The sequence below is a fragment of the Streptomyces sp. NPDC093261 genome (assembly GCF_044753645.1).
Classification (GTDB): domain Bacteria; phylum Actinomycetota; class Actinomycetes; order Streptomycetales; family Streptomycetaceae; genus Streptomyces.
Window position 1 is genome coordinate 187,032 of the sequence record NZ_JBIVNO010000009.1, and the last position, 17,867, is coordinate 204,898.

A 17,867-nucleotide genomic window follows, 5' to 3' on the forward strand; every position below is an offset into this window, starting at 1 on the left:
ACATTACCCCATGTCAGGGGGTGCCTCGGACCAGGGCCGGATCACTCCTGCCCGATGCTCCGGGGCATGACGAGGCCGAACTTCCCTACATGGACCCCGGCAAGGGTCGCGGCGATCGCCATGCCCGCCGTCGTCAGGGCGATGTTCCGGTGGCGCAGCTCGGGGTCGAGCGCCCGCTGAGCCGCCGGTGACCTTCCGCCCGGTCCGGCGCAGCACCAGCCGGGCCCAGACGAACTCCGTCGCCCTGAGCGCCAGACCCGCGAAGGTCACGTGCCAGCCGGGACCGGGCGGCGGAAGCATGACCACGCCCGCGCCGACCACCGCGAGGCCGACCGCGAAAACGCCCACCTGCCGGCTGAGACGCAGGGCCCCTCGCCGCCGGATGAATTCCGGCGCCCGGGAACCGAGGGCCCGCTCGGACTTCCGCCGCTCCTCGGACACGGCACTCTCGCGCGGCTCGTCACTCCCCGTATTCATACGACCAAACCGCACCGGAGAGAAACCGGTCACCGGAATGGACGTATCGCCCGAAGAGCGTCTCGGCCGGATGAGGTACGTAAAGACAGGCAAAACTCTCAGAGGGGTTTACAACGGCACCGTAGGTGGCATGTCGATTTCGCCGACGTGCGAATCCCCGAGCGCACACTGAGCGAAAGGCCCTGGCGCTTATGAACACCACGGTCAGCTGCGAGCTGCACCTGCGCCTCGTTGTGTCGAGCGAGTCCTCACTGCCTGTTCCCGCAGGACTGCGGTATGACACGGCCGATCCCTACGCCGTGCACGCCACCTTCCATACCGGAGCCGAGGAGACCGTCGAGTGGGTGTTCGCCCGCGACCTCCTCGCCGAGGGCCTGCACCGGCCCACCGGGACCGGCGACGTCCGCGTCTGGCCGTCCCGTAGTCACGGTCAGGGCGTCGTGTGCATCGCCCTGAGCTCCCCGGAGGGCGAGGCTCTGCTCGAGGCCCCGGCGCGGGCACTGGAGTCGTTCCTGAAGCGGACGGACGCAGCCGTGCCGCCGGGCACGGAGCACCGCCACTTCGATCTCGACACCGAGCTCTCCCACATCCTGGCGGAGAGCTAGCGCACCACCCGTAGCCACCCGGCGCCGTCCACTCGGGGAGACGGCTCGGGCCGGGACAACCGCATACGGCACACCCGGGCGCCGTCATCGCGAGCCCTCGCGGAGGCGGCGCCCTGGCGTGTGCGCGCGGAGTGACCACACGGCTCCAGGTCGTGGCGTGAACGCTCCGCCGGGCGTCACGCGGCCAACCGACATCACGGCTTGGGCCCGTGACGGCCCCATGGCGGCGCCGAGCCGCTAGGCTCGGCCAGCATCGGCGGGCGTCCGCCCGACCCCCAGGCCAGGGAGCGACACGTGCTGATCACCCACGACACCCGGTGCGCGCTCGACCTCGTAGTGGATCTGGTGAACACCGCACCCGAGGGCGACGAGACGGACGGGCTTCCGGATGTCGCCACCCTCGACCGTTTCGCACGCGAGCACGATCTGAGCGATGTCGGTGTGCTGTCGGAGTTCGACCTCGCGGCGGTGCGCAGGATCCGCGGGCGGCTCGCCACGATCTTCGCCGCGCCCGATGCCCGGACCGCGGCCGGACTGATCAACGAACTGGTGGCGGCCGCCGGCACCACGCCCCGGCTCACCGATCACGACCACTACGACTGGCATGTGCACTACTTCGCGCCCGGCGCCTCCGTCGCCGACCACATCGCCGCGGACTGCGGAATGGCGCTGGCGTTCTTCGTGGTGGCCGGAGAGCAGGAACGGCTGCGGCACTGCGAGGCACCCGACTGCCGGCGCGCGTTCGTCGACCTCTCCCGCAACCGCTCCCGCCGCTACTGCGACAGCCGCACCTGCGGAAACCGTCTCCATGTCGCTGCGTACCGGGCGCGCCGCAAGGAAGCGGCGGGCTGAGCCGCGTCCGGCCGCTTCCCGGCAGCGGGGCGCCGGCGCACGCTCGCCCGGCCCGCGGTGGGCGCACGGTTGGTCCACGGTCGGCCGGAAGCCGTCGCGGCCCCGCCGGTGCCTTCGGAGCCGAGGCGGACGGAGTCTTCGGTTCCGCTACGCTCCGTGAGCGCCGATGTGGCCGAACATGGACCCTCTCGGCGCGTTCCCCTGGCGGGGCTGACGGAGCCCTCGGCGGGTGGCGCCAGGGGCTCCGCATACGGCTCAGAGCAGCAGCAGGTCGTGCAGCGATGCCATGAGCAGCAGGCAGCCGATCACCGCAAGGAAGATCATCAGCGGTGGCTGGGAAAGCGCGAAGAGACAACCCCGGCGTTCCTCGGGAGGCACGCCGGTGTCGCTCTGGGTTCTGTCCAGCATCTCGCGGCGATGATGACGCAGCCCACGCCCGCTCCGCGATCAACACGCTCGTAATGCGAGGGAGTTCGCCGATATCCGCGACACCGGGACCGAAGTTGATCTCCGTGTGGTCTCTCGTGATCGTCGGGCGCGCGCCGTCCGATCACTGTGTCGTTTCAATCCGTCATATGCCGTGCTTCTTCAGGATGGCCTCGATGTCGCCGAAGTCGTCGGCGGAATCGCCCCTGCCCGGGCTGCCCGCGGGCCGGGTCCCGGGGCCGAGGGCCGGCTCGGAGGAGGAGGGCGCGACCGCCTCCCGCCGCGCGCTCTTGTCCGCTCCGCGCTCCTTGCGCCCACGGTTTCGGCGCTCCACGGCGCGGGTTGTCAGGAAGAGGAGCCAGGCGACACCGAGCACGCCGAAGCCCGCCCAGGCCACGGGACTGAACGCCGTGTGGGCCAGCCAGCCGACGAGGCCGGTCATGACCAGGCCGACGGGCACGAGCGAGTACGCGGCGATGCGGGCGGCCGCGAGAAAACGCTTGCGGTAGGCCGTGACGGCCGCGACGCCCAGGCCGGCCACGGAGACGGCGGAACAGACTGTCTCGGCGATCATCCGGTCCTCCAGGCACAGCTCGGTGGGGTTCGTCCCTTCCATCCTGCACCGCCTCGCGCCCCCTGGGCCATGGTCGGAGCGGACCTCAGGGAGATCTCCGGGTCGGCTCGTCCTCAGGGTGCGCAAGCGTGTCCACCCCCGAGCGCAGCGGCCCCGCCCCCGTCTCCACCCCGGAAGGTCCCGCCCGCTCTCCGGCTCGGGTCCGGAGGTCTCGTTTGGGGCGTGGTCGCCGGGGCTGGGAGACTGGTGACCATGAGCGACTCCTCCCCCGTACCCGCCGCCGCGCCCGTCCTCGACGTCTGGTGCGAACTCCAGTGCCCCGACTGCCGCAGCGCCCTCGATGACCTGCGCGCGCTGCGTGCCCGCTACGGCGGCCGGCTGGAGCTGCGGCTGCGGCACTTCCCGCTGGAGAAGCACCGGCACGCCTTCGCCGCCGCGCAGGCCGCCGAGGAGGCGCTCGAGCAGGGGCAGGGCTGGCCGTATGTCGAGGCGGTGCTCGCCCGGGTCGAGGAGCTGGACCGCAAGGGGGAGGCGTTCCTGGTCGAGGTGGCGCGTGAACTCGGCCTGGACGCCGAGGAGTTCGACACCGCGCTGATCGACGGCCGGCACATCCTGATCGTCGACGCCGACCAGGCCGAGGGCAAGGCGATCGGCGTCACCGGCACCCCGACCTACGTCGTCGGCGGCGAGCGCCTGGACGGCGGCAAGAGCCAGGAAGGGCTGCGCGGGCGTATCGAGGAGATCGTGGACCGGCTGCTGGCCGAGAAGGGGTGAGCCTCGGACCGGTTCCTCGTACAGACGTCGGACCGCTTCCTTGTACCGACGGGTGAGCCCCGGACCGGTCCCTCGTACAGACGTCGGACCGGTCCCTCGGGCAGCCCTCAGATCAGTTCCTTGTACAGGTGGTACGCGGTCGTCTCGTACCCCAGTGAGGCGTAGAGCCGTTCGGCCGGGGTGTTGCCCGCGAAGACATTGAGTCCCATGCGGTCCCGGCCGGCCCCGGCCGCCTGTGCCTCCGCCAGGGCCATGAGCGTGCGGCCGTGGCCGCGGCGCCGCTGCTCCGGACGGACGTCGACGCCGAGCACGAACGCGGTCTCGGGCCACAGCCCGAGCCACAGGGTCCCGACCGGGTTCCCCTCCTGCTCCAGCACGCTGATGAGGATGTTCTCGGTCGCCAGGCCGTTCGGCAGGAACCGGGTGTGGTTCCGTTCCGCCTTGATGCGGGCCTGACTTTCCGTCACACCACGCGCGACCAGGTCGCGCACGAAGCCCTCCTGGTCACGCGCGTGCCACGGCCCGTACTCCGCCTCGGTCATGGGCCGGGCGGCGCTGCCGGCGGGCAGCCGGGGCGGGCCGGATCCCAGGCTCTTGGCCATGTTGCGGCTGCGCGGGACGTACCCGAGCGCCGTCATGAGCCGGAGGGCCGCCTCGGCGTCCCCGGGCACCGACGCCTCGATGCGCGCGCAGCCCCAGCCCCGTACCACTTCCTCGGCGGCGAGCGCGGCCACGGTGCCCCGGCCCCTGCCCCGGTCCGGTTCCTCGATGCGCAGGTCCTCCAGGCGCGCCACGGTGGGCCCGTACTCGGGGTGCGTGGCCAGCCGCAGCGCACCGACCGGACGGCCGTTCACACACACCAGATAGTGCCGTGAACGCGTTCCGTCCTCATGCTGTCGAAGCGGCTCGGTCGGCCGCAGGGTCGTGGTCATCACGAGTGTTCTACCCGCGGCGGCGATCCGTGTCAGCCCGGTTTTCCGGGCCTCACGGGTCCAGGTCGTCCCCGGACCGCTCCGTGAAGATCCGCATGGCCTTGGCGGTCACCGGTCCCGGTGCGCCGGGCAGTTCGCGGCCGTCCACCCGGTGCACGGCCTGGATGTCCCTCAGCGTGGACGTCAGGAAGATCTCGTCCGCACGCTCGAGCGCATCCAGCGGCAGATCGGTCTCCTTGGCCCCCGCCCACTCGAGGGTCAGCGCGCGGGTGATGCCCGCCAGGCAGCCGGAGGCGAGCGGCGGGGTGTGGATCTCGCCGTCGAGGACGACGAAGACGTTCGAGCCGGTGCCCTCGCAGAGCCGTCCGAGGGTGTTGGCGAACAGCGCCTCGGAGGCGCCCTGTTCGCAGGCCCGGGCGAGAGCGACGACGTTCTCGGCGTACGAGGTGGTCTTGAGGCCGGCCAGCGCGCCGCGTTCGTTGCGGGTCCACGGCACGGTGATCACGGCGGTGGAGTCGGGACGCCGGGTGCTCTCGGCGACGGCGACCACGAGGGTCGGGCCCCGGTCGCCACGGTCGGAGCCGAGCGGGCCGTAACCGCCGGTGTAGGTGATGCGCAGGCGCCCGAGCGGCATCGGGTTGGCCTCCAGGACGGCGGCGCAGGCGCGGCGCACCTCGTCGAGGTCGGGGTCGGGCAGGCCCAGGCCGCGCGCCGAGCGGGTGAGCCGTTCGAGGTGGCGGGTCAGGGCGAACGGCCGGCCGTCGGCGGCCTTGACGGTCTCGAAGATGCCGTCGCCGACGGTCAGTCCGTGGTCGAAGACGGAGACGCGGGCGGCGTCGATGTCCTGCAGCCCGCCGTCGAGCCAGAGCTTCACTGGTCTTTACCTCGCAAAATGGTGGCGGAAGCGTCATCCGACGCATGGGTGCGGCCGGGAGTCCGGCCCACGACCACGCCGCGCACGGATGCGCCGCCCCCCGGATGGGCACGGCACGGGAGGGAGCTCATGCCGGTCCCGTGCCCTGGTACTGCCCCGACGCTACCGCGAGCAGCCTGGCGGCCTTCAGTTCGGTCTCATGCCATTCCCCCTCGGGGTCGGACCCCCAGGTGATGCCCGCGCCCGCGCCGAAGCGCAGCACGGGGGCGTCACCGGCGGTCCGGTCGATCCAGAAGGTGCGGATGCCGACGGCCAGCTCACCCACGCCCCGGTCCGCGTCGACCCAGCCGATGCCGCCGCAGTAGGGGCCACGGGGGGCTGTCTCCAGGGCGTCGATGATCCGCAGGGCGCTGGACTTGGGGGCGCCGGTGATCGACCCGGCCGGGAACGTGGCGGCGAGGAGCTCCGGCCAGCCCGCGTCCGCGCGCAGCTCACCGCGGACGGTGGAGACGAGATGGACCAGCCCGGGGTGCTTCTCGACGGCGCACAGATCGGGGACGGTCACGCTGCCCGTGGTGCAGACGCGCCCGAGGTCGTTGCGCACCAGATCGACGATCATCACGTTCTCGGCGTAGTCCTTGTCCAGGAGTTCCGCCTCGGTCCGCGCGGTGCCCTTGATCGGGCCGGAGGACACGGAGCTGCCGTCGCGGCGCAGAAACAGTTCGGGGGACGCCGTGGCCGTCTCCACTCCGTGACGCGGCAGGCGAATCGTTCCTGCATACGGTGCCGGGTTGCCCCGGGCCAGCACGGAGGTCAGGGCGTCCACATCGGCGTCGGGCGCGATCGGCGCGGAGAGCACGCGGCAGAGATTCACCTGGTACACCTCGCCGGTCGCGATGTGCCGGCGGATCCGGCGCACGCCGGCCGTGTACGCGGCGCGGTCGAGCGAGGACGTCCAGTCACCGACCGCCGGGCCCCGCCACCTCCCGGGCCGGGGGGCGGGCACCGGCTCCTGCCGTACGTCCGCGAAGCGGGCACAGGTCAGGCGCCCCTCGTAGTCCGCGCAGACGGCCCAGAAACCGGTGGAGTCGAGGGCCGCGGGATCGCTGGTGACATCGCGGAGACCGCTGGCGACGCGATCACCGAAACGCGCGAGAGGAGGGAGGTCGGACACACAGCCGAGTCTATGGCGGGTGTCGCGGAGGTGGCTCACGCATGTCCTCGCGGGACCCTGACCATGTACGCGACCAGGTGCAGCGCAGCACGCTGCGCAAACGCGTTTTTGTACTGGCCCGGGAATCCGCTAGAGTTCAACACGTCGCCGGGACGCGCAAGCGTTCCGAAAAGACAAGCGGACGTAGCTCAGTTGGTAGAGCGCAACCTTGCCAAGGTTGAGGTCGCGAGTTCGAGCCTCGTCGTCCGCTCGAAGGAACCAGGGGATCTTCCCGACCCCCTGCACTCCTGGTGGAGTGGCCGAGAGGCGAGGCAACGGCCTGCAAAGCCGTCTACACGGGTTCAAATCCCGTCTCCACCTCCAAGGACGATTAGCTCAGCGGGAGAGCGCTTCCCTGACACGGAAGAGGTCACTGGTTCAATCCCAGTATCGTCCACTGGACCCCGGCGACGGGTGTCCGACCAGCGCGATTAGCTCAGCGGGAGAGCGCTTCCCTGACACGGAAGAGGTCACTGGTTCAATCCCAGTATCGCGCACGCAGTACCCCCGACCGTCTCCCCGGAGCGGTCGTGGTCCCGAGGACGATTAGCTCAGCGGGAGAGCGCTTCCCTGACACGGAAGAGGTCACTGGTTCAATCCCAGTATCGTCCACACCCCGTTGCCCCCGGCCCTGCGGCCGGGGGCTTCGTCGTGGGCTCAGCTGGAGAACAGCATGTGGCCGAAGCTCTTGTGGCCGTGGTGGCCGTAGTGACCGTGACCGCCATGGCCCCCGTGGCCGCCGTGCGGGGCACCCCAGGCGGGAGCCGCCGGGTAGCCACCCGGGGCGGGAGGGGGCGGCGGGGCCGGCTGGGCCCACTGGGACTCCAGGCGGGTCAGCGCCTCCAGCTCCCCGTAGTCGAGGAAGATGCCGCGGCAGCCGCTGCACTGCTCGATCTGGACGCCGTTGCGGTTGTACGTGTGCATCGGCGCATAACACTTCGGACACTGCATGGTCTGCTCAACTCCTCGCACTTCGGTGCTGCTTCGCCGGATAGGGACTCGGATCGAAGCCGATCGGTTGCAGCCTACTGGGCACCTGCTTGCACCAATTGAGGCGGAATCGCCCCCATTCGGACACAGGCGTCGACGACCGCCTGCTCCACCTCGTCCAAGGGGCGCCCCGCCGCCGTGGACTTGGCGATGGCCAGGGCCGCCGTCTGCACGGTGAGGGCGCGGGCGGGGACATCGAGCAGCGGCCAGGGGTCGCCCGTGGACGGGACGGCCGGGCCGCCCTCCTCCCGGTACGCGGAGAGGAAGCGGGACCACTCGTCGGGCGGGAGCAGACCGCAGGCGTACCAGGCGGCCGGGCGGGCCAGGTCCCAGGCCGGGTCGCCCACGCCGAGGTCGTCGACGTCGATGAGCAGCCATCCGCCGGTGTCCGCGGGGTGGCGTACGAGCTGGCCGAGGTGGAGATCGCCGTGGCACAGGGTCCGCGCGCGCGGCGGGGGAGCCTCCGCCCGGGCCCAGGCCGGGAGGGCGGCCCAGGCGCGCAGGACGGGCTCGGCGGCGGGGTGGGGACCGGCCGCGCGAAGGCGCCCGAGCGCGCGGGCGGCCTTGGCGGGACCGCGCATGGGCGGCAGTCCGGCGGGAGCGGGGGCCCGGTGCAGCCGCGCCAGGAGCGTGGCGGCGGCCTCCCAGGGAGCGGCCTCGGGGATGCCGGGATCCACCGGGGTGCCGTAGGGCCAGAAGGTGACGAGGCGCTCGTGGAGGGTCACGGGGGCCGGCCGGAGAGGCGTCAGCAGGATGCCGGGGAGCCGGGCGGCGGTGGCGAGCCGGAGAGACAGTTCGACGGGGTCGGTGCCGGGGGCGTGGGCCTTGGCGACGGTGTCGCCGTGGCGGACGACGGCCGCGTCGTCCTCGCGCTCGGCCAGGACCGCGCCCGCGATCGCGCAGCGGCAGGCCCCGTCGGCGGGATGCGCCGCGGAGCGCACCGTCGCCGTCAGCGCGGGCAGGAGTACGTTCACGGGTCCCCAGAGGTGTGCGGAGGGCTGTGTCGGGAGGGTACGGGCCCGGGCGGTGGCCGGGTGGAGGGGGCCGGGAGGTGGGCGGTGGCCGGGTGAAGGGGGCCGGGGGTGGGCAGGGGGTCGGACAGGGGCCAGGGGTCGGACAGGGGCCGCGTGACAGGGCCGGGGCCGTGCAGGGGCCGGATGAAAGGGCCGGGGGGTCGGACACGGGCCGGTGCTCCGGCACGGGCCCGTGGTGCGGCGGACACCGGCCGCTCGGGCACGAGCCAGGCGCTGCGGCGGGCACCCGGCGCTCTGCGCGAGCCCCGTGCCTCTCAGACAGCCCGGGGAGTAATCCGCCTCCCGGGCCGGGCCGGGAGGCACCTCCCCGCGCCGGGCCAGGATGCAGCCTTCCCGGGCTCGACGGGTCCCCCGCCAAAAGCAACGCCCGCGCAGCTCCCCAGCTGCGCGGGCGTCTGTGCCGTCCGCCGCACCCCCGTCCCCACGGGGTTTCATGGGTGGATGTCCCCGCCCGGACCGCTCTTCCGGGCCTGGGGCGCCGCTCAGCGCCCCAGCATCACGCCCACGGACGACGCTTGTGTGACCACTGCCTCCCAGCCGCCGAAGGCGTACACGAGCAGGGCCGCCAGGGGGAGGACCATCACGGCCGCCACCAGCGGGTGGCGACGGCCCGGGCGGCGGGTGCCGAACGCCGCGTACGTCCTGCGTCCCCGTGTGCGGATCAGCGTCCGCGGTGCCGTGTGGGCCATGGTCCCTCTCCTGACCGTGATTCTGTTGTCGTGGCAGCGGCGGGTGTCTGACCTCGGGGGACGAGTGCTCCACCCGCCGCTTGACCTCAAATCTAGGCTCCGGGCGCGCCGTGCACGTCATGCCCTCGTATCGATTGCCGGGCCTCCCGGAGGATGAGCGAAGAACTGCGGCGTACTCCCCTGGGTGGAGACGCGGTCCCAGGTCTCAGGGTCTTCCCTGAGGGGACAACCGCCGCGCCCGTTCCGCCCGCGCCCTCGCGGCGCTCACCGGGTGACTTCGCTCACCTCCGCCCTTCCCCCGGGCACCGTGGCCGCCACCCGGTGATCCACACCCCTGGTCACCACCGCGTCGCTGCGCGTCGGTGACCCGGCGTCCACGGCCGTCCCGGCACGGTCACCCCTCACGGATCCAACCCCCTTACTCTGAAGGCCTGTTGAGGTCAAGAACCATGCGCGGCCGGCCCGTTCGCCTCTCTCCTGACCGACCTTCAAGTTTCCCGCCCCGCACGGACACTCGATCGGTGCGAGAGGGCGCGGCCTCTGCGCGGACATGGCCGTGGAAACGTAAGCTGTGGCTCGTCAGACGGACCGGGCAGCGGGGATGGACATGGCGATGATGCGCCTGAGGCGTGAGGACCCGCGTGTCGTCGGCTCGTACAGACTTCACCGGCGGCTCGGCGCGGGCGGGATGGGCGTCGTCTACCTGGGCTCCGACAAGCGGGGCCAGCGGGTCGCGCTGAAGGTGATCCGGCCGGACCTGGCGGAGGATCAGGAGTTCCGGTCGCGGTTCGCTCGTGAGGTCTCGGCGGCACGTCGGATTCGTGGTGGGTGTACGGCGCGCCTTGTGGCCGCCGACCTCGAGGCGGACCGTCCGTGGTTCGCCACGCAGTACGTGCCCGGCCCCTCCCTGCACGACAAGGTCGCCGAGGAGGGACCGCTCTCGGCCGCCGACACGGCCGCCGTGGGCGCCGCCCTGTCCGAGGGACTCGTGGCGGTGCACGAGGCCGGGGTCGTCCACCGCGATCTGAAGCCGTCCAACATCCTGCTGTCCCCGAAGGGGCCGCGGATCATCGACTTCGGCATCGCGTGGGCGACGGGCGCCTCGACGCTCACCCACGTCGGCACGGCCGTCGGGTCGCCCGGCTTCCTCGCTCCCGAGCAGGTGCGCGGGGCTGCCGTCACTCCGGCCACGGACGTGTTCTCGCTCGGTGCCACGCTGGCGTACGCGGCCACCGGCGACTCCCCCTTCGGGCACGGCAGTTCCGAGGTCATGCTCTACCGCGTGGTGCACGAGGAGCCCCAGCTCCACGGGGTGCCGGACGCGCTGGCCCCGCTCGTCCGCGCCTGTCTGGCGAAGGACCCCGAGGAACGGCCCAGCACGCTTCAACTCTCCCTGCGGCTCAAGGAGATCGCGGCCCGGGAGGCGCAGGGTCTCACGGATGTGCGGCCGCCCGCCCAGCGCGGCGAGCCGGACCGGCCGACCGGGCGGCTGGCGGAGCAGTACGCCGAACAGCGCACCGTACGGCGCCCTCAGGGGCCCGGTACTCCCCCGCCCCGCAGCACCGGCTCCCGTCCCGGGACGCGCCCGACGCCCGCGCAGCGCAACACGACCCGCTCGGGCGGCCGGCCCGCTCCGCGCAGCGGGGCCGGACGGCCGGCGCCCCGCACCACCGGGACCGGCCGCCGCCCGGCCAACCCCCGGCTGCTGCGCCAGCGGCTGTTCGTGTTCGTGGTGGTGACGCTGCTGGTGGCGCTGGGCATCGCGGCCGCCCAGGGCTGTCAGGGCCCGGCGCGCGGGCTGGACGACGGGCGCGTACGCAAGGACGTACGCCTCGAGCAGTCGCACGCTCCCCTGCCCGGGCCGTTGATGGCCGGGCAGTACAGGAGCGAGCTGAGCCAGGACGGCTGAGCGGCGCCCGCACCCACCCGCCCCCTACTGTGGACGGCTGAGCGGCGCCCGCACCCACCCGCCCCCTACTGTGGACGGCTGAGCGGCGCCTGCACCCGGTCGCCCCCTTCTGTGGCCACCGGGGCCGTCAAGGAGCGGGGTGGCGGCCCGCCGGCACCGGGGACGGCCGCCCGTTGGACCGGGGACGGCCGCCCGTTGGACCGGGGACGGCCGCCCGTTGGACCGGGGACGGCCGCCGGCTGGACCGTGGGACGCGGCCCGTCAGGGCTGAGGGCGGCCGGTGGCCACCGCGTAGAAGGCCACCGCGGCCGCCGCGCCGACGTTGAGGGAGTCCACTCCGTGGGCCATGGGGATGCGGACCCATTCGTCGGCGGCGACCAGCGCCTGGGTGGACAGGCCGTCGCCCTCCGCGCCGAGCATCAGCGCGACCCGCTCCATCCGGTGCGGTGCCGCCTCGTCGAGCGCCTTCGCCTTCTCGTCGGGGGTGAGCGCGAGCAGGGTGAAGCCCGCGCCGCGGACCGCGTCCAGGTCCCTCGGCCAGGTGTCGAGGCGGGCGTAGGGCACCGAGAAGACCGCGCCCATGGAGACCTTCACGCTGCGGCGGTAGAGCGGGTCGGCGCAGTCGGGCGACAGCAGGACCGCGTCCATGCCGAGCGCGGCTGCCGAGCGGAAGATCGCGCCGATGTTGGTGTGGTCGTTCACCGACTCCATGATCACCACCCGGCGGGCGGCGGCCAGCAGCTCGTCCGCCGTCGGCAGCGGTTTGCGCTGCATGGAGGCGAGGGCGCCGCGGTGCACGTGGTAGCCGGTGACCTGTTCGGCCAGCTCGGGGCTGACCGCGTACACCGGCGCCGGGAGTTCGTCGATGACGTCCCGCATGACGTCGACCCACTTCGCGGACAGCAGCATGGAGCGCATCTCGTACCCCGCCGCCTTGGCCCGTCGGATGACCTTCTCGCCCTCGGCGATGAACAGGCCCTCGGCGGGCTCGCGTTTGCGGCGCAGCTCCACGTCGGTCAGGCCCGTGTAGTCACGAAGCCGCGGGTCGGTGGGGTCCTCGACGGTGATGAGATCGGCCACAGGGTGATACTGCCTTGTCCTGGGAGCGGTGCCAACGGCTGGAACGGGCCGGGTTACCGCGGGTTACGAACGGCTGGAACAGGTCGGTGGGGCCCGGTCACGCGCCCGGACGCGGGCCTTGCTTCACGACCGGGCCGATGACGATGACGGCCGGTGGCCGCACGTCCTGGGCGCGTACGGTCTCGGCGACCGTCTCGAGGGTGGCGTCGACCCGGCGCTGGGCGGCCGTGGTGCCCTCCTGGACCAGGGCGACGGGTGTGTCGGGCGCCTTGCCGTGGGCGACGAGCGTCTCGGCGATCTTCCCGATCTTGTCGACCCCCATGAGGATCACGAGGGTGCCGGTCAGCCTGGCCAGCGACGGCCAGTCGACCAGCGAGCGCTCGTCGTCAGGGGCTACATGGCCGCTGACCACGGTGAACTCGTGTGCGACACCACGGTGGGTGACGGGGATGCCGGCCGCGCCGGGCACCGAGATCGAGCTGGAGATGCCCGGGACCACGGTGCACGCGATGCCGGCCTCGGCCAGTGCCTGCACCTCTTCCATCCCGCGGCCGAAGACGAAGGGGTCACCGCCCTTGAGCCGCACGACCGACTTGCCCTGCCGGGCATGCTCGATCAGCGCGTTGTTGATGGCCTCCTGGGCCATGTAGCGGCCGTAGGGGATCTTCGCCGCGTCGATCACCTCGACATGCGGCGGCAGTTCGGCGAGCAGGTCACGGGGGCCGAGCCGGTCCGCGATGACCACGTCGGCCTCCGCGAGCAGGCGCCGGCCGCGGACCGTGATGAGGTCGGGGTCGCCCGGGCCGCCGCCGACCAGCGCGACCCCGGGGGTGCGGGTGCGGTGGTGCGGGGCCACGAGCGTGCCGTCGCGCAGCCCTTCGACGACGGCGTCGCGGATGGCGGCGGTGTGCCGGGGGTCGCGGCCCTTGGCCTCGGTCGTGAGCACGGCGACCGTGACGCCCTCGCTGTGGCCCGTCGCCGGGGTCCAGGCGGTGGCCGCGTCGGCGTCGTCGGAGCGGACGCACCACACCCGGTGGCGCTCCGCCTCGGCGGAGGCGGCCGCGTTGGCCTCGGGATCGCTGCTCGCGATGAGGGCGTACCAGGCGTCCGCCAGGTCCCCGTCCCGATACGGGCGCCTCAGCCAGGTGATCTCCCCCGCGTCCGCCATGGCCTCGACCGAGGGGGTCGCCTCGGGGGACACGAGACGGACGTCCGCGCCGGCCGCGATCAGCGCCGGGAGACGGCGCTGGGCGACCTGGCCGCCGCCGAGGACGACCACGCGGCGGCCGGCGAGGCGAAGCCCTACGGGGTACGGGGGGTGTTCGGCCATGGAGGTGCTGCTCCTCGTCCAGGCGGTGCGCAACGATGCCTCTGCGGCTCTGCAGCGGCCCTGACATGCGGATTTTACGGTGCGGGTGACGGACGGGGCAGGTGGGCCCAGGCCCTGGGCACATTGGCCCGCGCAGGGTGGGCTGCGCGCTGCGGTGAGGGGCGCGGGCAACGGCGGCCCGCGCCCGGCCCGATGACGAGAGGCCCGATGACGAGAGGCCCGGGGCCGCGGGGCCCCGGCACCGCTCTACTTCTCCGTGACTCCCGCCGAGTCGAACGTCGCCACCTCGTGCATCGCCCGCGCGGCGCTCTGCACAAGCGGCAGCGCGAGCAGCGCGCCGGTGCCCTCGCCGAGACGCAGGTCCAGGTCGACGAGCGGGCGCAGGCCGAGCTTGTTCAGGGCGGCGACATGGCCGGGCTCCGCGCTGCGGTGACCGGCGATGCAGGCCGCGAGGACCTCGGGGGCGATCGCGCGGGCCACCAGGGCGGCGGCGCCCGCGCTGACGCCGTCCAGGATCACCGGGGTGCGCAGGGAGGCGCCGCCGAGCAGCAGGCCCACCATCGCCGCGTGTTCGAGGCCGCCGAACGCCGCGAGGACGCCGATCGGGTCGGCCGGGTCCGGCTGGTGCAGTTCGATCGCGCGGCGCACGACCTCCGTCTTGCGGGCCAGCGTCTCGTCGTTGATACCGGTGCCCCGTCCGGTCACCTCGGACGGGTCGGTGTCGGTGAAGACCGCGATCAGGGCGGCGGAGGCCGTGGTGTTCGCGATGCCCATCTCACCGGTGAGCAGCGCCTTGTTACCGGCCGCCACCAGATCGCGGGCCGTCTCGATGCCGACCTCGATCGCCTGCTTGACCTCTTCGCGGGTCAGCGCCGGGCCGGTCGTCATGTCCGCCGTGCCCGCGCGGACCTTGCGCGGCAGCAGGCCCGGGGTCGCCGGCAGGTCGGCCGCCACGCCCACGTCGACGATGCAGACCTCGGCGCCCACCTGGTTGGCGAACGCGTTGCAGACCGCGCCGCCGCCGAGGAAGTTGGCGACCATCTGGCCGGTCACCTCCTGGGGCCAGGGGGTGACGCCCTGGGCGTGCACCCCGTGATCGCCGGCGAAGATCGCGACGGCCGCGGGCTCCGGGATCGGCGGCGGGCACTGCCGGGACAGCCCGGACAGCTGCGCGGAGATGATCTCCAGCATGCCGAGCGCGCCCGCGGGCTTGGTCATGCGCTTCTGCCGCTCCCAGGCCTCGCCGAGCGCCTTGGCGTCCAGCGGGCGGATGCCCGCCACGGTCTCGGCGAGCAGATCGTGCGGCTCCTCGCCTGGCAGCGCGCGACGCCCGTACGTCTCCTCGTGGACGACCCAGGACAGCGGGCGGCGCTTGGACCAGCCCGCCTGCATCAGCTCGGGCTCCTCCGGGAACTCGTCGACGTAGCCCACGCAGAGGTACGCCACGACCTCCAGGTGCTCGGGCAGGCCGAGGGCGCGGACCATCTCGCGCTCGTCGAAGAAGCTGACCCAGCCGACGCCGAGGCCCTCGGCGCGTGCCGCGAGCCACAGGTTCTCGACGGCGAGCGCGGAGGAATAGGGGGCCATCTGCGGCTGGGTGTGCCGGCCGAGGGTGTGGCGGCCGCCACGGGTCGGGTCGGCGGTGACCACGATGTTGACCGGGGTGTCGAGGATGGCCTCGATCTTCAGTTCCTTGAACTGCTTCGCCCGGCCCTTGGGCAGCGACTTGGCGTACGCCTCCCGCTGACGCTGGGCCAGTTCGTGCATGGTGCGGCGGGTCTCGGCGGACCGGATCACCACGAAGTCCCACGGCTGCGAGTGGCCGACGGAGGGCGCCGTGTGGGCGGCCTCCAGGACGCGCAGCAGCACGTCGTGGGGGATCGGGTCACCACGGAAGCCGTTGCGGATGTCGCGGCGCTCGCGCATCACGCGCAGCACCGTCTCCCGCTCGGCGTCGTCGTATCCGGGCGCCGCCGGGCCGGTGGACTCGATGACGTCTGCCACTGCGGCCGTGCTCTCTTCCTGGTCGGCGGCCCGGGTGTCCAGGTCCTCCGCCTGCTGTGCGACTTCGGGCTCGGGGTGCGCGGGACGCGGCTCCCGGGCTGATGCCTCGCCCTCGCGGGGCGCGGGAACGAGGGCGACGGACTCCTGCGTCGCCGGTACGGCGGCCGCCGGCTCCTGCTGCTCGGCGCCGGCCGGAGCGGCTTCGCCCAGGGCCTGCTGCCCCTCGGGGCCCGGCGGCACGATCAGGGCCTGCGGCGGGGTGGGGGCCAGATGCGGACCACCGGGCACAGTGCCCTCGACCGGCAGGAAACGGCCGAGCGCGTGGTCCGTCCCGGACTCCGCCGGGGCGGCGGCCTGCTCCTCGTGCGCCGGATGCTCGCCGGGAACCTGGTCGGCGGCGGCCAGAGGCGCCGCGGCCTGGGCGGCGACGGCGGCCGGCACGGCCTGGACGGGCTCGGCTCCCGCGGACTGCGCCTCCTCCGCGGCGGGCTCCGGGAACGGGGCCGCCGGATCCGGAACCGGGCCGTCAGCCATCTGGAGGGACGGTGCGCCGAGCCCCGCCCCGGCCGGCTGCTGGTCCGGCGCGGGCACACCGGCCTCGGAGGCCGGATCGGGAACGCCGGGCTGCTGGTCCGGTGCGGGCCGCTCCGCGAGGGGGGCCGCGGTGGTCTGGACGTCGGGCGACTGCGCGGGCACACCCGTGCCGGACGCGTCGTCCGCAGGCTGCGGGGCGTCCGGCGCGGCGGCGAGGGAAGCGGCGTGCGACGGCTCTGTGTCCGGTGCCGCGTGGGGGGCCTGGGGGGCGACCGCGGCCGGCGGCCCGTCCGGGGCCTCCACCGGGAGGGATCCGGCGGGTGAAGTCTCCGGTGCCGGTACGGCTTCGGGGGTCGGCGCGGCGGCCCCGGCGAGCGACGCCTCGGGGGCCGGCGTGCCCTCGGGGGCCGGCTCGACGGCCTGGAGCGGTACGCCCACCGCGGCGGGCGCGGCACCGGCGGCCGGGTCCTCGGCGCCGGCGGGCGGTGCGTCGGGGGTGGGGACCACAGCGGCGTCGGGCGGCAGATGGGCAGCCGCGGGCTGGGCCGTGGACGGGTCGTACGCGTCCTGCGGCAGACCCTGGATGCGCTGCGACTGGTCCGGGATGTGGTGCGGCAGACTCCGGCCGTCCTGCGGCGGGACCGGGACGTGCTGCGACTCGGAGGCGGCCGGCGCCGCGGGCGCGGGGGTGGCGGGGGCGTGCGGGGCCCGGGGGCCCACCGGAGCCGCCGGCATCTCGAACTGGCCCGAACCCTCGGGAGCCTGGGCGGCCCCGGGGGCGAACGGCGCGGCCTCCGGGGCGAACGAGGGGGCCTCCGGGGCGAACGCGACCGGTTCCGCCTCGGACGCCCCAGCCGGAACGACCGTTTCTGCGGCGCTCCCCTCATGACCCACCGGGCCCGGGACCGGCGCCTGATTCGGGGCACCCCACGGCACCGCTCCCTGCGGGGAGTTGTCCCCGGGCTGCGGCACGTCGAGGTACTCGGGGCCGGTCGTCGGCGGTCCCGCCGGGCGCATCGGCGCGTGCGCCGGACCGCGGTCGGAAAGCGAACGCACCGGGCTCAGGGAGGCGTCGGGGATGGGCGGGCCGAGGTGCAGCGGACGGCGCGACGGGGCCGGCTGCGACACGGGCGCGGTAGGCGGCGTACGGACGGCGCCGAGGTCGATCGAGCCGCTGTCCCGGCCGGCCGTCTCGTGCGGGCCGGGCTCGTGGGGGTACGACGCCGGGGCCGGGGCGGACTGCGGCATCTCGTTGCCCCACGCGCCCTGCTGGCCGGGCATCAGGAGCAGATCGTCGTCTTCGGTGGCGCCGTCGGAGGGGTCGAGGTAGGTGTACGCGCCCGGCGCGAGGACGCCCGGCTGATCCACCATGCCTGCGCTCTCCGGCAGCCCCTCGCCCGGGACCTGGCCGGTGTCGGTCATGCGTACCCCTCGCCCATCGGTTTAGTGCTTCTACGACCAGCTCGCCCGGAACGGCGCGCCGACCGCCCGCAGTGAAGAACGAGCGTGCGTGCCCAGCGGCACGAACGACCCGCCAACAATGACGACAAAGCCATTGAACGGCATTGTC

At 73.5% G+C, this 17,867-nt stretch carries 15 protein-coding genes, 5 tRNA genes and 1 pseudogene; 9 read left to right on the forward strand and 12 right to left on the reverse strand.

Annotated features, from left to right (window positions below):
- Positions 1–41: 41 nt before the first annotated feature.
- Positions 42–477, reverse strand: a pseudogene (locus ACIP94_RS20735) (TIGR02611 family protein).
- A gap of 191 nt (positions 478–668) precedes the next feature.
- On the opposite strand from ACIP94_RS20735, the gene ACIP94_RS20740 reads away from it, so the two are divergent.
- Complete coding sequence (locus tag ACIP94_RS20740; RefSeq protein WP_003959770.1) at positions 669–1,082, forward strand: SsgA family sporulation/cell division regulator; 414 nt, start codon at positions 669–671, stop codon at positions 1,080–1,082.
- Between the two features lie 294 nt (positions 1,083–1,376).
- Positions 1,377–1,934 carry a CGNR zinc finger domain-containing protein gene (locus ACIP94_RS20745; RefSeq protein ID WP_402427318.1) on the forward strand — a complete coding sequence of 186 codons (558 nt, stop codon included), beginning with the start codon at positions 1,377–1,379 and terminating at the stop codon, positions 1,932–1,934.
- 255 nt (positions 1,935–2,189) lie between these two features.
- Here ACIP94_RS20745 and ACIP94_RS20750 read toward each other — a convergent pair whose 3' ends face one another.
- Both ACIP94_RS20750 and ACIP94_RS20755 read right to left on the reverse strand, forming a co-directional pair.
- Complete coding sequence (locus tag ACIP94_RS20750) at positions 2,190–2,342, reverse strand: hypothetical protein (RefSeq protein ID WP_402427321.1); 153 nt, start codon at positions 2,340–2,342, stop codon at positions 2,190–2,192.
- Positions 2,343–2,505: 163 nt separating this feature from the next.
- On the reverse strand, positions 2,506–2,976 hold the full coding sequence (locus ACIP94_RS20755) for a hypothetical protein (protein ID WP_402427324.1): 471 nt from the start codon (positions 2,974–2,976) through the stop codon (positions 2,506–2,508).
- 210 nt (positions 2,977–3,186) lie between these two features.
- On the opposite strand from ACIP94_RS20755, the gene ACIP94_RS20760 reads away from it, so the two are divergent.
- A complete protein-coding gene (locus tag ACIP94_RS20760) occupies positions 3,187–3,708 on the forward strand; it encodes a DsbA family protein (RefSeq protein ID WP_402427327.1) in 522 nt (173 codons plus the stop codon).
- 107 nt (positions 3,709–3,815) lie between these two features.
- Here ACIP94_RS20760 and ACIP94_RS20765 read toward each other — a convergent pair whose 3' ends face one another.
- The 3 genes from ACIP94_RS20765 to ACIP94_RS20775 form a co-directional block, all read right to left on the reverse strand.
- Entirely contained in the window at positions 3,816–4,640 is an 825-nt protein-coding gene (locus ACIP94_RS20765) for a GNAT family N-acetyltransferase (protein ID WP_402427330.1), read from the reverse strand.
- A 52-nt stretch (positions 4,641–4,692) separates the two neighbouring features.
- Positions 4,693–5,514 (reverse strand): aminotransferase class IV, encoded by an 822-nt coding sequence (locus tag ACIP94_RS20770; RefSeq protein WP_402427333.1) that lies wholly within the window; start codon positions 5,512–5,514, stop codon positions 4,693–4,695.
- A 127-nt stretch (positions 5,515–5,641) separates the two neighbouring features.
- Positions 5,642–6,688 (reverse strand): chorismate-binding protein, encoded by a 1,047-nt coding sequence (locus ACIP94_RS20775; protein ID WP_402427336.1) that lies wholly within the window; start codon positions 6,686–6,688, stop codon positions 5,642–5,644.
- A gap of 177 nt (positions 6,689–6,865) precedes the next feature.
- Here ACIP94_RS20775 and ACIP94_RS20780 point away from each other — a divergent pair.
- The 5 genes from ACIP94_RS20780 (at position 6,866) to ACIP94_RS20800 (ending at position 7,339) form a co-directional block, all read left to right on the forward strand.
- Positions 6,866–6,938: transfer RNA gene (locus ACIP94_RS20780), tRNA-Gly, on the forward strand.
- A gap of 39 nt (positions 6,939–6,977) precedes the next feature.
- Positions 6,978–7,051: transfer RNA gene (locus ACIP94_RS20785), tRNA-Cys, on the forward strand.
- A 1-nt stretch (position 7,052) separates the two neighbouring features.
- Positions 7,053–7,124: transfer RNA gene (locus tag ACIP94_RS20790), tRNA-Val, on the forward strand.
- A 28-nt stretch (positions 7,125–7,152) separates the two neighbouring features.
- Positions 7,153–7,224 (forward strand) — tRNA-Val (locus ACIP94_RS20795).
- A gap of 43 nt (positions 7,225–7,267) precedes the next feature.
- Positions 7,268–7,339 (forward strand) — tRNA-Val (locus ACIP94_RS20800).
- 45 nt (positions 7,340–7,384) lie between these two features.
- On the opposite strand, the gene ACIP94_RS20805 is transcribed toward ACIP94_RS20800, so the two are convergent.
- The 3 genes from ACIP94_RS20805 to ACIP94_RS20815 form a co-directional block, all read right to left on the reverse strand.
- Positions 7,385–7,678: a zf-TFIIB domain-containing protein gene (locus ACIP94_RS20805; RefSeq protein ID WP_402427339.1), complete on the reverse strand. Its 294-nt coding sequence runs from the start codon at positions 7,676–7,678 to the stop codon at positions 7,385–7,387.
- A gap of 74 nt (positions 7,679–7,752) precedes the next feature.
- Positions 7,753–8,691, reverse strand: a complete 939-nt coding sequence (locus ACIP94_RS20810; RefSeq protein ID WP_402427342.1) for a phosphotransferase family protein — start codon at positions 8,689–8,691, stop codon at positions 7,753–7,755.
- Positions 8,692–9,233: 542 nt separating this feature from the next.
- A complete protein-coding gene (locus ACIP94_RS20815) occupies positions 9,234–9,440 on the reverse strand; it encodes a hypothetical protein (RefSeq protein ID WP_402427345.1) in 207 nt (68 codons plus the stop codon).
- A 601-nt stretch (positions 9,441–10,041) separates the two neighbouring features.
- Between ACIP94_RS20815 and ACIP94_RS20820 the strand changes: the two genes are divergently transcribed.
- Positions 10,042–11,349, forward strand: coding sequence for a serine/threonine-protein kinase (locus tag ACIP94_RS20820; RefSeq protein WP_402427579.1), 1,308 nt, complete (start codon positions 10,042–10,044; stop codon positions 11,347–11,349).
- A gap of 261 nt (positions 11,350–11,610) precedes the next feature.
- Here the strand turns inward: ACIP94_RS20820 and ACIP94_RS20825 are convergent, their stop codons facing one another.
- The 3 genes from ACIP94_RS20825 to cobT all read right to left on the reverse strand — a co-directional run bounded on the left by ACIP94_RS20825 (position 11,611) and on the right by cobT (position 17,719).
- Positions 11,611–12,429, reverse strand: a complete 819-nt coding sequence (locus tag ACIP94_RS20825; RefSeq protein WP_402427348.1) for a TrmH family RNA methyltransferase — start codon at positions 12,427–12,429, stop codon at positions 11,611–11,613.
- A gap of 97 nt (positions 12,430–12,526) precedes the next feature.
- Positions 12,527–13,759: a uroporphyrinogen-III C-methyltransferase gene (gene cobA / locus ACIP94_RS20830; protein WP_402427351.1), complete on the reverse strand. Its 1,233-nt coding sequence runs from the start codon at positions 13,757–13,759 to the stop codon at positions 12,527–12,529.
- A gap of 246 nt (positions 13,760–14,005) precedes the next feature.
- Positions 14,006–17,719, reverse strand: coding sequence for a nicotinate-nucleotide--dimethylbenzimidazole phosphoribosyltransferase (gene cobT, locus ACIP94_RS20835; RefSeq protein WP_402427354.1), 3,714 nt, complete (start codon positions 17,717–17,719; stop codon positions 14,006–14,008).
- Between the last annotated feature and the right edge of the window lie 148 nt (positions 17,720–17,867).